This window comes from Nocardioides astragali (genome assembly GCF_024436375.1).
Lineage (GTDB): Bacteria > Actinomycetota > Actinomycetes > Propionibacteriales > Nocardioidaceae > Nocardioides > Nocardioides astragali.
The window spans coordinates 294892-308436 of the sequence record NZ_JAFMZM010000002.1 but is presented as its reverse complement, the minus strand read 5'-3'; the positions used below and the strand labels follow the sequence as shown (position 1 = coordinate 308436).

Genomic DNA, 13545 nt, shown 5'->3' with positions numbered 1-13545 from the left:
TAGCATGCGCAGGTGACCACGTACTCCCTGCGCAGCGCCAGCCCCGCCAAGACCCGTGCCGACGCCGTGGTGGTGGGGGTCGTCGCAGGCGACAAGGGCCCGCGACTGTGCGATGCCGCCGACGACGTCAGCAAGGCCTACGGCCGCAAGCTGCGGCCGTTCCTGTCGACCATGGGCGTGACCGGCAAGGCCGGGGAGGCGGTCAGGACGCCGACGCGCGGCGAGGTCAACGCACCCCTGCTGGTCTTCGTCGGCCTCGGCGACGATCCCACCGACCCCGTCGCCGTACGACGTGCCGCCGGCGTCGCGGCCCGCAACGTCCCCAACGCGGCCTCGGTCGCCCTCGCCCTGCCGACCGAGACCCCCGCGCTCGTCGCCGCCGTCGTCGAGGGCCACCGCCTCGGCGGCTACACCTTCACGACCTACAAGTCGGCGAAGAGCGAGACCACGGAGCCCGCCGACGTCGTCGTCCTGAGCGCGATCGCCCGCCGCGCCGAGGCGCTCGAGGCGCTGGAGCGCGCGGAGGTCGTGGCCGACGCGGTCGAGCTGTGCCGCGACTGGGTGAACACACCGCCCCAGGACTGCACTCCCCCGCTGCTCGCGGAGCTGGTGACGGCCGCCCACAAGCAGGTCACCAAGGGACGCGGCGCCCCCAAGGTCAAGCTCGAGGTGTTCGACCACGAGCAGCTGGCAGACATGGGGTGCGGCGGCATCCTGAGCGTCGGCGACTCCTCGGCGTCACCGTCGCGGCTCGTGCGGCTCACCTGGGAGCCGAAGGACGCGGTCGCCCATCTCGCGCTGGTGGGCAAGGGCGTCACCTTCGACTCCGGCGGCCTCACCATCAAGCCGTCGTCGAGCATGCAGAACATGAAGGGCGACATGGCCGGCGCGGCCAGCGTCGTCGTCGCCACCTTCGCCATCGCCCGCCTCGGCCTCCCCGTCAAGGTGACCGCCATCGCCCCGATGGCCGAGAACATGGTCTCGGCCACCTCCACGCGCCCCGGCGACGTGATCACCATGCACGACGGCACCACCGTCGAGATCGCCAACACCGACGCCGAGGGCCGGATGCTCCTCGGTGACGCGCTGTCCCTGGCGGTCGACGAGAAGCCCGACGTCGTGGTCGACATCGCGACGCTGACCGGTCACATGCAGCTCGCACTCGGTGACAAGGTCGGCGCCGTGATGGGCACCGACGACCAGGTGTCCGCCGTCCTCGCGGCCGGTGTCGCGGCGGGCGAGCAGCAGTGGCCGATGCCGATCCCCGAGGAGATGTCGGAGCGGATCACCGGCTCCAAGGTCGCCGACCTGCTGCAGCACGACTGGGTGCGCTGGGGCGGCGGTCTCTACGCCGCGGCGTTCCTGCGCGAGTTCACCGGCGGCCTGCCTTGGGCCCACCTCGACATCGCCGGCAAGGAGATCAACACCGGCGGCCCCTACGGGCACGTCACCTCGGGCGCGACCGGGTTCGGGGTCGCCACGTTGATCGAGTACGCCCGGGCGCTCGCCGACGCCTGACGGCTACAGGCCCTGGGCCTTCTTGCGCGCGTTGTAGTCGCGCATCCGCTGCGGCACGCCCACCAGTGCGGCGTCGTACGACGGCACCCTGTTGCGGTTGGCGAAGTCGTGGGCCCACTTCACGCTCGGCACGCGCCGTCGTGTCCACTCCCCGTCGTGGGCGACCAGCAGGAGGGTGACGTCGCTGACCGCGGTCCGCGGCTCGACGAAGCCCTCGACGCCCTGGCGGGTCGCGACGAACTTCTCGAGGTGGCGGACGTCCTCGCCGTCGGACGCGCGGACCCTGGTGGAGCCGGTGCGCGCGGCGTCCTGCGCCGGACGGCTGGTGCGGCCCTTGCGCCGGAAACGATCGAACATACCCATGGCGGACATTGTGCCGGGGCACCCCTCACCGCGCCCATCATTCGAGCCGTCCGGTCCACCTGACCCGGTGTGGACAGCCTCACAAAGAGTGCAAAGATGGGCGAGGCCTCACGTCCGGGTGAGCGTCCGGATGAGCGAACGAGTGGGTGGAGGAAATCAGTGGCGGACGGTGAGTTCGACGTCCTCGTCCTCGGGGCTGGTTCAGGTGGTTATGCCTGTGCCCTGCGGGCGGCCCAGCTGGGCCTGAAGGTCGGGCTGGTCGAGAAAGGCAACCTGGGCGGCACCTGCCTCCACGTCGGTTGCATCCCGACCAAGGCACTCCTGCACGCCGCGGAGGTCGCCGACTCGGCGCGGGAGGCCAGTCAGTTCGGCGTCTCGGCCACCCTCGACGGCATCGACATGGCAGGCGTCAACGCCTACAAGGACAAGGTCGTCGACCGGCTCTTCAAGGGCCTCACCGGCCTGATCAAGTCGCGTGGCATCACCGTCATCCAGGGCACCGGCGTCCTCACCGGCCCCCGGACGGTCACCGTCGACGGCACCGACTACACCGGCCAGAGCGTCGTCCTCGCGTCCGGTTCCTACAGCCGTACGCTTCCCGGCCTGGAGGTCGACGGCACGAAGGTCATCACCTCCGAGCACGCCCTGCGCCTCGACCGCGTGCCGGCCTCGGCCATCGTGCTGGGCGGCGGCGTCATCGGCTGCGAGTTCGCCAGCGTCTGGAAGTCCTTCGGCGCCGACGTCACGATCATCGAGGCCCTCCCCCGACTCGTCGCGGTCGAGGACGAGGCCTCCTCCAAGGCGCTCGAGCGGGCCTTCCGCAAGCGCAAGATCAACCTCCTGACCGGGACCCCCTTCCAGAGCGTCAAGACCACCGACACCGGGGTGGCGGTCACCGTCGAGGGCGGCGACGTCATCGAGGCCGAGGTGCTGCTCGTCGCCGTCGGGCGCGGGCCGTCCACCGACGACCTGGGCTACGCCGAGCAGGGCATCGAGATGGACCGCGGGTTCGTGCTCGCCGACGAGCGCTGCCGCACCAACGTCGAGGGCGTGTACGCCGTCGGCGACATCGTGCCCGGCCTCCAGCTCGCGCACCGCGGTTTCCAGCAGGGCATCTTCGTGGCCGAGGACATCGCCGGCCTCGACCCCCGCCCGGTCGACGAGGCCGGCATCCCGCGGGTGACGTACTCCCACCCCGAGATCGCCTCGGTCGGCCTCGACGAGGCCACCGCCCGCAAGCTCCACGGTGACGCGGTCACCACGGTCACCTACGACCTCGGCGGCAACGGCAAGAGCCAGATCCTGCAGACCCAGGGGTTCGTCAAGCTCGTCGGCCTCACCGACGGTCCGGTCCTCGGCGTCCACATGGTGGGAGATCGCGTCGGCGAGCTCATCGGCGAGGCCCAGCTCATCTACAACTGGGAGGCACACGCCGACGACGTCGCGCCGCTCGTGCACGCCCACCCCACCCAGAACGAAGCGCTCGGCGAGGCCCACCTGGCCCTCGCCGGCAAGCCGCTCCACGCACACTCCTGACCAGACCGAACAACCCCGAGCTACACCCACCCCACGCGAGCGAAGGAACCACATGGCCTCCGAAGTCACCCTCCCCGCACTCGGCGAGTCCGTCACCGAGGGCACCGTCACCCGCTGGCTCAAGCAGGTCGGTGACGCGGTTGCCGTCGACGAGCCGTTGCTGGAGGTCTCCACCGACAAGGTCGACACCGAGATCCCCTCCCCTGTCGCGGGCACGCTGCTCGAGATCAAGGCCAACGAGGACGACACCGTCGAGGTCGGCGCCGTCCTGGGCGTGATCGGCGAGCAGGGCGAGTCCGGTGGTGACGCCTCCGGGTCCGCCGAGGCCGAGGCGCAGCCCCAGGCCGAGGAGGAGCCGGCCCAGCAGGAGGAGCAGGCTCCCGAGGAGACCGCCGACGCCGCTCCCGAGCCGGAGCAGGAGGAGGCCCCCGCCCAGGAGCAGCCCGCCGCGGCGCAGGCCCCGAGCGACGCCTCCACCGAGTCCGGCGGTGGTTCCGCGGGCGGGTCCGGTGGTGGGTCCAGCACGCCCGTCACCCTGCCCGCGCTCGGCGAGTCCGTCACCGAGGGCACCGTCACCCGCTGGCTCAAGAAGGTCGGCGACGAGGTCGCGGTCGACGAGCCGCTGCTCGAGGTCTCCACCGACAAGGTCGACACCGAGATCCCCTCCCCCGTCGCCGGCACACTGCTCGAGATCAAGGCCGAGGAGGACGAGACCGTCGAGGTCGGCGCCGAGCTGGCGATCATCGGGTCCGGCCAGGCCGCACCCGCCCAGTCGCAGCCCGAGCCGGAGCCCGAGGCCAAGCAGGAGCCCGAGCCGGAGGCCGAGCAGGAGGCCGAGCAGGAGCCGGCCCCCGAGCCGGAGCCCGCGGCCGCGCAGCAGCCCGAGGCCACGCCCGCACCCCAGGCAGCGCCGCAGCAGGCAGCGCCCGAGCAGGCAGCGCCCGAGCAGGCAGCGCCCGCCGCAGCCGCCGCTCCCGCTGCGAGCGAGGGCGGGCGGGACCAGACGGCGTACGTCACCCCGCTGGTGCGCAAGATGGCCGACCAGCACGGTGTCGACCTCGGCGCGGTGCAGGGCACCGGCGTCGGTGGCCGGATCCGCAAGCAGGACGTCCTCGACGCCGCCGCCCGGGCCCAGGCCCAGGCCGCACCCGCCGCCGCTCCGGCGGCGGCCGCACCTGCTGCCGCGTCCGCGCCGGCGGCTGCGTCGACCACTCCGTCGCCGCTGCGTGGCACCACCGAGCCGCTCTCGCGCCTGCGCAAGGTCATCGCCACCCGCATGGTCGAGTCGCTCACCGAGGCCGCCCAGCTGACGCAGGTGATGGAGGTCGACGTGACGTCGATCGCCCGCCTGCGTGAGGCGTCCAAGGCGGACTTCCTGGCCCGCGAGGGCGTGAAGCTGACCTACCTGCCGTTCTTCGCCAAGGCCGCCATCGACGCGCTCAAGCTGCACCCCAAGCTCAACGCCGCGATCGACGCCGAGAAGGGCGAGGTGACCTACTTCGACCGCGAGAACATCGCGTTCGCCGTGGACACCCCGAAGGGGCTGCTGACGCCGGTCGTCAAGGAGGCCGGTGACCTCTCGATCGCCGGCCTGGCGAAGAAGATCGCCGACGTCGCCGAGCGCACCCGCACCAACAAGATCACCCCCGACGAGCTGTCCGGCGGCACGTTCACGATCACCAACCTCGGCAGCTTCGGGGCGCTCTTCGACACCCCGATCATCAACAAGCCGCAGGTCGCCATCCTCGGCCCCGGTGCCGTCGTGAAGCGTCCCGTCGTGATCGACGACCCCAACCTGGGCGAGACGATCGCGGTGCGCCACATGGTCTACGTCTCGCTGACCTACGACCACCGCCTGGTCGACGGCGCCGACGCCGGCCGGTTCCTGCAGGAGGTCAAGAAGCGCCTCGAGTCGGGCCAGTTCGAGGTCTGAGCCCAGTCCCGACCCGACGTCGTACGACGCCCCGTCCGCCACGAGCGGGCGGGGCGTCGGCACGCCCGCGACCCCCCGAAAACCCGAGGCGGAGTGTCCGTGCCACCACCTAGCCTGAAGGCACCGTGACGATCACCGACACCATCCGCTCCACCGACGCGACCATCCCTCCGACGTCGGGACTGCCGGCGCACCGCCAGCCGGTCGACTGGCGCCGGGTGCGCCGTCCGCTGACCTACCTCTGCTTCTCGATGTCGCTGATGGGCGCGATCGCGGCCTCCCTCGGCTCGATGGTCGCCGGCCGGCTCGCCGAGGACCCCACCGAGGCGCTCCTGCTCCTCCTGGGCCTGTGCGTGGTCGGCGGCGCGATCATCGACACCGTCGCCAAGACCATCTGGGCCACGATCTGCGACCGCGCCGAGGGCCAGCTGCGCTCCGACCTCCTCGACGCCGCGATGGCGCAGCCGCTGTCCGAGCTCTCCGAGCAGGCCGTCGGCGAGGTGCTCGACCGCATCGACGACGACACCTGGGAGGTCGGCCAGCTGATGCGCTGGGGCGTGTGGCAGGCCGCCCGCACCTTCCTCGCCTCCGGTCCGCTGTGGGTCGTCGCCAGCCTGACCTGGTGGCCCGCGGTCTTCCTCTTCCCGCTCACCGCCCTGGCCACCTACCTCGTCGTACGCCGGCTCCTGCCGCAGGTCGCGCAGAAGAAGGTCATCGAGGAGGCTGCCTGGACCGACCACGCCGCCTCGACCGAGGAGGGCGTGGCCGCGCGCGACGACCTCCGTACGTCGCTGGGGCAGGCCCACGTCCTGCGCCGCAACGCCCACCTCGCATCCATCGTCCACCGGACGCTCGACGCCGTCCTCGCGGTCGAGGTGCGGATCACCCGTCGCAGCGGTGGACTCCTCCACGGCGCGCTGGCCGGCGTCGGCGTGCTCGGCGTCGCGCTGGTGCTCTCCGGCGACCTGACGACCGCCCGGCTCGTCACGCTCTTCCTCGTGACGACGATGTTCGTCGGTGGCGTCGACATGCTCGCCCGCCACCTCCCCGACCTGCAGGAGGGCTTCGGCGCGGTGCTGCGCCTGCGCAGCATGCTCGCCTCACCCGCCGAGCCGGTCGGCGGGCGACCGGTCCCCGAGGGTCCGCTCGACGTGGAGTTCCGCCACCTCGACTTCTCCTACGGCACCGGCACCTTCGCCCTGCGCGACGTCGACCTGTTGCTCTCCGCCGGTCACACCTGTGCCCTCGTCGGTCGCACGGGTTCGGGCAAGTCGACCCTGGCCTCGCTCCTCTCCCGCGCCGTCGAGCCGCCGAGGGGCACCGTGTTCCTCGGCGAAGTCGACGTGCTCGACCTCGACCTCCAGCAGCTGCGGTCCGCAGTCGGCGTGGTCACCCAGCGCACCGAGGTGCTGGCCGGCACGCTGGCCGACAACATCACCCTCTTCGACGACGTCCCCCGCGACACCGTCGAGGCTGCCGTCGCGGAGCTCGGTCTCACCGACTGGGTGGCCGGCCTGCCGCTGGGGCTCGACACCGTCCTCGGCCCCGGTGGCACCAGCCTCTCCGCCGGCGAGGAGCAGCTCGTCGCCTTCGCCCGGCTGCTCGTGCGCGACGTGAGCGTCGTGGTGCTCGACGAGGCCACCGCCCGGATGGACCCGGTGACCGAGGCCCGCGTGGTCCGGGCCGCCGACCGACTCATCTCCGGACGCACCGGCATCCTGGTCGCCCACCGGCTGTCCACGACCGAGCGCGCCGAGCTCGTCGCCGTCCTCGAGTCGGGACGGGTCGTCCAGCAGGGTCCGCGCCACCGCCTCGCGTCCGCGGACGGACCCTTCCGCGAACTGCTCGACGCCGCTGCGCACGAGCCGGTCGTGGAGGAGCACCACCACGACGACTCCGCGATCGGGTCCGTGCGGCGCAGCACCGCTCCCCCGCCCCCGCCCGAGCTCGCGCCCACGCCGAGCCTGGCCCGACAGGTGCTCCACACGATCAGCATCCAGCCCCAGTGGGGCCTGCTCGGCGCGTTCTTGTTCCTCATCGCCTCGCTCACCGGTGCCTTCGGCGCCGTGACCGGGTGGGTGTGGGGACACATCGTCACCGATCTCCAGCAGGGTGAGCGCCCGGAGCTGCTCGTCCTCGCCCTCGTCGCGTCGCTGGTGGCCGGTCCGTTGCTGCTCGCCCAGGCCTTCCGCACCTACCCCCACTGGTGGGTCGAGGTACGCCTGCGGGTCCGAGCCTCCGTGCTGCACGGCCAGACCTCCCAGCGACGGCTCGTCCGTACGCCCCCCGGCGAGGTCGTCGCCCGCACCATGGACGCCGACCGGCTGGCCCGCTACACCGACCGTTGGGTCGACTTCGTCAACGGCCTGATCGTCGCCGCGATGACGGCGATCATCGCCCAGACGTGGGTCGCCGGGGCGGTCCTGCTGACCGTCATGGTGGTCTCGGCGCTGGCCTCGACCCTGGGCCGCCGGGTCGCGGGACGCTCGGCTGCCGCCGCGTCCACCGCACGCGCCCGCTTCGGCCAGTCGCTCGTCTCCGCGCTCGAGTCGGTGCGCACCGTCAAGCTCGCAGCCGCGACTCCCCAGGTGCACGCCCACCTGCGCCAGGTCGACGGCGGCCGCGTCGACGCGGCCGTGCGCGAGCACCGGGTCCAGGCCCTGCTCGACGGCGTGCCCATCGTCATGGTCCAGCTCGGCGTCGTCGCCGCCTGGGCCGGCCTGCTCACGGGCCAGTGGGGACTCGCCACCGCCCTGCTGGTGGCCAACGCCGTCAGCGGGTTCGACTGGTTCGGCCGCGTCGCGGGGTCCGTGGTCACCGAGGCCCCCGGCACCCGCGCCTGGATGAACGCCACGAGCCGGCTGGCCGGCGGTGGCGACCTGATGGACCTCCCGCCCGGCGTCGACCTCGTCCACGGCACCGGTCCCGAGCCCGATGAGCCCCAGCGCGACTCGCTGCGCACGCTGAGGCTGCGCGAGCTCTCGGCGGTGCACGACGACGGCACGCTCGGCGTCCAGGAGATCGACCTCGAGGTGCACGCCGGCGAGCTGGTCCTGCTGCTGGGCCAGGTGGGCTCGGGCAAGTCGAGCCTCCTCGGGGCGCTGGCCGGGCTGGTCAGCACCACCGGCGACATCCTCTGGAACGACGAGGTCGTCGCCGACCCGCAGACCACGATGCGCCCCGCCCGCGTGGCGCACGTCGCCCAGGTACCCCGGGTGCTGTCCGGGTCCTTCACCGGCAACGTCGCCCTCGACCACCCGCACCGGTCCGTCGTGCCGGCTCTCGAGTCGGCTCGCATGGGTCGCGACGTCGCCGAGGCCGGCGGGCCCGACGCCCTCGTGGGCCACCGCGGCGTACGCCTCTCCGGAGGTCAGGTGCAACGCCTGGCCCTGGCTCGCGCCCTGGCCAGCGAGAGCGACGTCCTGCTCGCGGACGACGTCTCCTCCGCGCTCGACGCCACGACCGAGGTCGAGCTGTGGAAGGCGCTCCGCGAGCGCGGAGCCGCGGTCATCGGCGCGACCAGCAAGTCCGCGGCGCTCGCCCAGGCCGACCGGGTGGTGGTCCTCGACGCGGGCCGCGTCGTCGACCAGGGACCGTGGCACGAGCTGTCGCTGCGCTGGGGGCACCTGGCCGGCTGACCGCCCGCGGGGACGGCGGCCGTCGCTTGGCCGTCGTGCTTGGGTGGGGGCATGCGTGTCGTGATAGCCGGAGCCTCGGGCTTCCTCGGGACCCACTTGACCGCACAGCTGCGCTCGCACGGGCACGAGGTCACCCCGCTCGTACGTCGTGAGGCGCGTGAGGCGCGCGAGTCACGCTGGGATCCCTACGCGGGCGTGCTCGACCAGACCGTCGTCGACTCGGCTGACGTCGTCGTCAACGTCGCGGGCTCGCCGCTCTTCGGCAACCCACACTCCTCCCGTTACCGGCAACAGCTCTTCGAGAGCCGCATCGTGACGACGCGGGTGCTGAGCGAGGCGGTCGCGCGGGCCGGTGGACGCCCAGCCCTGCTCGCCAACAACGGCACGTCCTACTACGGCGACCACGGCTCGGACGTTCTCACCGAGGACTGCGAGAGCCGGGGCGACGCGCTGCTCACACGCCTGGCCCGGGAGTGGCAGGCGGCGACCGCGCCGGCGTCGGAGGCGGGTGCGCGCGTCTGCGTCCTGCGGACCGCGCCCGTGCTCGACCGGGCCTCCGTCACCCTCAAGCTCCTCAAGGGGCTGTTCTGGTGCGGCTTGGGGGCGCGGCTCGGTGACGGGCGTCAGTACTTCCCCCTCATCTCCCTGCGCGACTGGGTCGGGGCGGCCGTCTACCTCGCCGAGTCCCGCGACGTGTCGGGTGTGTTCAACCTCTGCTGCCCGCACACCCCCACCAACCTTGCGTTCACAGAGGCCCTCGCGGCTGCGCTCCACCGCCCGGCCTTCCTCGCCGCACCGGCGGGCGTGCTGCGCCTGGGAGCCGGTCAGATGGCGCCGGAGCTGCTCAACTCGCTCAACGTGCGCCCGGCCGCACTGGAGCGGGCCGGCTACGACTTTGAGGACGAGGACGTACGCGAGGTGCTGGCGGCTGCGCTGGCCTGATCCCTGGCCTCCGCGACCAACCAGGCCCCGGCCCGGCGCACCAGCACGATCCGTCGCGTCGAGGCACGGTCGGTCGGCAGCGCGATCGGCGACGTGCCAACGCCGACGGCCCGCCCGCCCACGACGCGGTCGGTGACCACCAGCACGAGCCTGGACCCCGACCGCTCGACCACCTCGAGCGCGAGCACCTGGGTGGCGAGGTCTGTCACCGTCAGCCCGCGCTCGCGGTAGTGACGCAGCAGTCGCAGGTCCGCCGCGCCCGTGCGGGAGCCGTCGACGTAGAGCTCTCGCAACGCCTCGGTGTCGCCCGCCGCCCACGCCGCGGCCCGCCGCTCGTCCCACGCCGCGAGGATCCCCGCCGGTCCGGGCCGGCTCTCGCCGGCGGCCGACGCGGGCGCCTCGACCCCCGCGGGGGCGGGCGAGTCCCCGGTCCGCACCAGCCCGACGGCCAGGGTTGCCAGCACGCAGGCGCCGGCCAGCGTGGTGAGGACGGGGAGCAGGCGTCGAGGGTCCACCGCGCCACCCTCGCCGATTTCAGCGGCCCGTGCCGGAGGTCATCCACAGGCACGACGGGGTGGGTCGTGGGCGTAGGGTCGGACCCATGCCGCTGGAGTATGAGGTCGCCGGTCTCGGCGACGACGCTGTCGACTACGTGGCCGCCTGGGACGTGCAGCGCAAGGTGCACGAGGCCGTCGTCGCCGGCTCCCGCCCCGACACCGTCCTGCTGCTCGAGCACCCGCCCGTCTTCACGGCCGGCAAGCGCACCGCCCCGCACGAGCGCCCGCTCGACCCCGGCGGAGCTGCCGTCATCGACGTCGACCGCGGCGGCAAGATCACCTTCCACGGCCCCGGCCAGCTCGTGGGCTACCCGATCGTGCGGCTCCCCGACCACGTCAAGGTCGTCGACTACGTACGCCGGGTGGAGGAGGCCCTGATCGCGGTCTGCGCCGACTTCGGGGTCACCACCGCCCGCGTGCCCGGACGCAGCGGCGTCTGGCTCCGCGCCGACGAGCGCGGACCGGAACGCAAGGTGGGGGCGATCGGCATCCGCGTCAGCCGGGGCGTGACCATGCACGGCTTCGCGCTCAACTGCGACGTCGACCTCGGCTGGTACGACCGGTTCGTGCCGTGCGGCATCGCCGACGCGGGCGTCACCTCGCTGACCGAGGAGCTGGGCCGCGACGTCACCATCGCCGACGTGCTGCCGAGCGTCCGCCTGCACCTGTCGGCGTACCTGTCGTGGCTGCCCTACGACCCGACGCCCGACTACGAGCCACGTCCCGAGCCGGGCCGCGGTCCACGGATCGAGCTCGTCCGACCGTGAGTTGGGAGCGTCTGCCCACGCCCGTAGAGTGAGGCGTGTGACGACGACCGCTCCCACGCCCGAAGGACGCAAGCTGCTCCGACTGGAGATCCGCAACGCGGAGACGCCGATCGAGCGCAAGCCGGAGTGGATCAAGACCCGGGCCAAGATGGGCCCGGAGTACACCTCGCTGCAGAACCTGGTGAAGTCCGAGGGCCTGCACACCGTCTGCCAGTCGGCCGGTTGCCCCAACATCTTCGAGTGCTGGGAGGACAAGGAGGCCACGTTCCTCATCGGTGGCGACCAGTGCACCCGCCGCTGCGACTTCTGCCAGATCGACACCGGCAAGCCGCAGCCGCTCGACCGTGACGAGCCGCGGCGGGTCGCGGAGTCGGTGCAGAAGATGGGGCTCAAGTACGCCACCATCACGGGCGTCGCCCGCGACGACCTGCCCGACGGTGGCGCCTGGCTGTACGCCGAGACGGTCCGCGCGATCCACGAGCTCAACCCCGGCACCGGCGTCGAGAACCTGATCCCCGACTTCAACGGCAAGCCCGACCTGCTCACCGAGGTCTTCGAGTCGCGTCCGGAGGTGCTGGCCCACAACGTCGAGACCGTGCCCCGGATCTTCAAGCGGATCCGCCCGGCCTTCCGCTACGACCGCTCGCTCGACGTCATCACGCAGGCCCGCGACTTCGGTCTCGTCACCAAGTCCAACCTGATCCTCGGCATGGGCGAGACCCGCGAGGAGGTCAGCCAGGCGCTGCGCGACCTCCACGAGGCCGGCTGCGAGCTGATCACCATCACCCAATACCTCCGCCCCTCCCCGCGCCACCACCCCGTCGAGCGGTGGGTCAAGCCGGAGGAGTTCGTCGAGCTCAAGGCCGAGGCCGACGAGATCGGCTTCGCCGGGGCGCTGTCCGGTCCGTTGGTCCGCTCGTCCTACCGTGCCGGACGGCTGTACGGTCAGGCCATGGACGCGCGCGCTGCGGCCGCCGTCTGACACTGCTCGTCCCCCTGATCTCCCGTTCCACCCGTTTCGAATTTCCGCTCGATCCCAGACAAGGTCATCGCATGTCGACCCCCGCCTCCACGCCCACCTCGCGCCGGGCACAGATCACGCAGACCTACCAGATGGCCAAGCGCAGCGACCCGCGCCTGGGCTGGATCCTCCTCGGCACGTTCCTGGTCGGCGCGGCACTCGGCTTCGGCCTGATGTGGCTGCTGCCGGGCAGCGGTGTCCTGTCGCTGGTGATCTCGATCGTCGCCGCGCTGATGATCGGCATCCTCCTGGCGCTGCTGGTCTTCGGCCGCCGCGCGCAGAAGGCGGCGTACACCCAGATGGAGGGCCAGCCCGCAGCCGCGGCCGGTGCCCTGCAGATGCTGCGTCGCGGGTGGAAGGTGGACCCGGTCGTGGGCTTCAACAAGCAGCAGGACGTCGTGCACCGCGTGGTCGGCCCGCCCGGCATCGTCCTGGTCGGCGAGGGCTCCAGCCCGACCCGGGTCAAGCAGCTGCTGGTCATCGAGCGCAAGAAGCACGAACGGGTCGCCTACGGCGTGCCGATCCACGAGGTCGTCGCCGGTCGCGGCGAGGGCGAGGTGCCGCTGCCCAAGCTGGTGCGCCACGTCCAGAAGCTGGGCCGCCAGGTGAAGCCGGCGGAGATCACCGACATCCTCCAGCGCCTCAAGGCGCTCGACGCCCAGCGCGGCAAGCTCCCGCTGCCCAAGGGCCCGGTCCCGAACTCGATGAAGGGCATGCGCTCGCAGCAGCGCGGTCGCTGAGCCACGATGCGGTGCGCGGCTAGATCGTCACGGTCCGCGTCCCCGCGGCGACGTCGTGGAGACCGCGACCGTCGAAGGTCAGCAGCGGCGGGATCAGCAGGGCGACCAGGACGGTGCGCACCAGCGCGCGCAGCAGCGACACCGGCTGCTCGGAGCCTTCGGTGCGCACCACCCGGATCCGGGTGGCGAGCTTGCCGAACGAGGCGCCGGTGACCGCGGTGAACAGCGCGGACTCGAGGACGAAGAGCGCCAGCGTGCCGAGCCCGTTGGGGTTGCCCGCGAGGACACCGACGGCGACGAGGCCCTCGACCACGGCCAGGCAGGTCACCCAGTCCACGAACAGCGCCAGGATGCGCCGACCCCAGGTCGCGGGCGTCAGCTCCGCGGGGGCGTACGTCGGGTCGGTCTGCGGCACGCGCTCAGCGTAGGTGGGGTGACATCGAGGTTTCCCGGCGGCCACCTCTCGGACGACATGTAACACGCCCGAAACAAACGGGATACGGTCAAGAAACTGCCCCCGCCTAGCGTGG

The 13545-nt window shown here is 72.3% G+C and carries 11 protein-coding genes; 8 read left to right on the top strand and 3 right to left on the bottom strand.

From position 1 onward, the window contains the following. The first annotated feature begins 12 nt into the window (after positions 1–12). On the top strand, positions 13–1518 hold the full coding sequence (locus J3P44_RS06520; protein WP_255889448.1) for a leucyl aminopeptidase: 1506 nt from the start codon (positions 13–15) through the stop codon (positions 1516–1518). Between the two features lie 3 nt (positions 1519–1521). On the opposite strand, the gene J3P44_RS06515 is transcribed toward J3P44_RS06520, so the two are convergent. Then, positions 1522–1881, bottom strand: coding sequence for a hypothetical protein (locus tag J3P44_RS06515; protein WP_255889447.1), 360 nt, complete (start codon positions 1879–1881; stop codon positions 1522–1524). Between the two features lie 159 nt (positions 1882–2040). Here J3P44_RS06515 and lpdA point away from each other — a divergent pair, with 159 nt between their 5' ends. From lpdA to J3P44_RS06495, 4 genes are all read left to right on the top strand, one after another. After that, entirely contained in the window at positions 2041–3417 is a 1377-nt protein-coding gene (lpdA, locus tag J3P44_RS06510) for a dihydrolipoyl dehydrogenase (protein WP_255889446.1), read from the top strand. Between the two features lie 52 nt (positions 3418–3469). Next, complete coding sequence (gene sucB, locus J3P44_RS06505; RefSeq protein ID WP_255889445.1) at positions 3470–5350, top strand: 2-oxoglutarate dehydrogenase, E2 component, dihydrolipoamide succinyltransferase; 1881 nt, start codon at positions 3470–3472, stop codon at positions 5348–5350. 125 nt (positions 5351–5475) lie between these two features. Next, positions 5476–8988 (top strand): ATP-binding cassette domain-containing protein, encoded by a 3513-nt coding sequence (locus J3P44_RS06500; RefSeq protein ID WP_255889444.1) that lies wholly within the window; start codon positions 5476–5478, stop codon positions 8986–8988. Between the two features lie 51 nt (positions 8989–9039). Next, entirely contained in the window at positions 9040–9930 is an 891-nt protein-coding gene (locus J3P44_RS06495; RefSeq protein WP_255889443.1) for a TIGR01777 family oxidoreductase, read from the top strand. Here the strand turns inward: J3P44_RS06495 and J3P44_RS06490 are convergent. After that, positions 9876–10445 (bottom strand): hypothetical protein, encoded by a 570-nt coding sequence (locus J3P44_RS06490; RefSeq protein WP_255889442.1) that lies wholly within the window; start codon positions 10443–10445, stop codon positions 9876–9878. The two genes, J3P44_RS06495 and J3P44_RS06490, sit on opposite strands and share 55 nt — an antisense overlap. Before the next feature lie 86 nt (positions 10446–10531). Here J3P44_RS06490 and lipB point away from each other — a divergent pair, with 86 nt between their 5' ends. The 3 genes from lipB to J3P44_RS06475 all read left to right on the top strand — a co-directional run bounded on the left by lipB (position 10532) and on the right by J3P44_RS06475 (position 13015). After that, on the top strand, positions 10532–11254 hold the full coding sequence (gene lipB / locus J3P44_RS06485; protein WP_255889441.1) for a lipoyl(octanoyl) transferase LipB: 723 nt from the start codon (positions 10532–10534) through the stop codon (positions 11252–11254). Between the two features lie 37 nt (positions 11255–11291). Then, complete coding sequence (lipA, locus tag J3P44_RS06480) at positions 11292–12236, top strand: lipoyl synthase (protein WP_255889440.1); 945 nt, start codon at positions 11292–11294, stop codon at positions 12234–12236. 71 nt (positions 12237–12307) lie between these two features. Then, positions 12308–13015 carry a DUF4191 domain-containing protein gene (locus J3P44_RS06475; RefSeq protein WP_255889439.1) on the top strand — a complete coding sequence of 236 codons (708 nt, stop codon included), beginning with the start codon at positions 12308–12310 and terminating at the stop codon, positions 13013–13015. A 19-nt stretch (positions 13016–13034) separates the two neighbouring features. On the opposite strand, the gene J3P44_RS06470 is transcribed toward J3P44_RS06475, so the two are convergent. Further along, positions 13035–13430 (bottom strand): RDD family protein, encoded by a 396-nt coding sequence (locus J3P44_RS06470; RefSeq protein ID WP_255889438.1) that lies wholly within the window; start codon positions 13428–13430, stop codon positions 13035–13037. Positions 13431–13545: the final 115 nt, after the last annotated feature.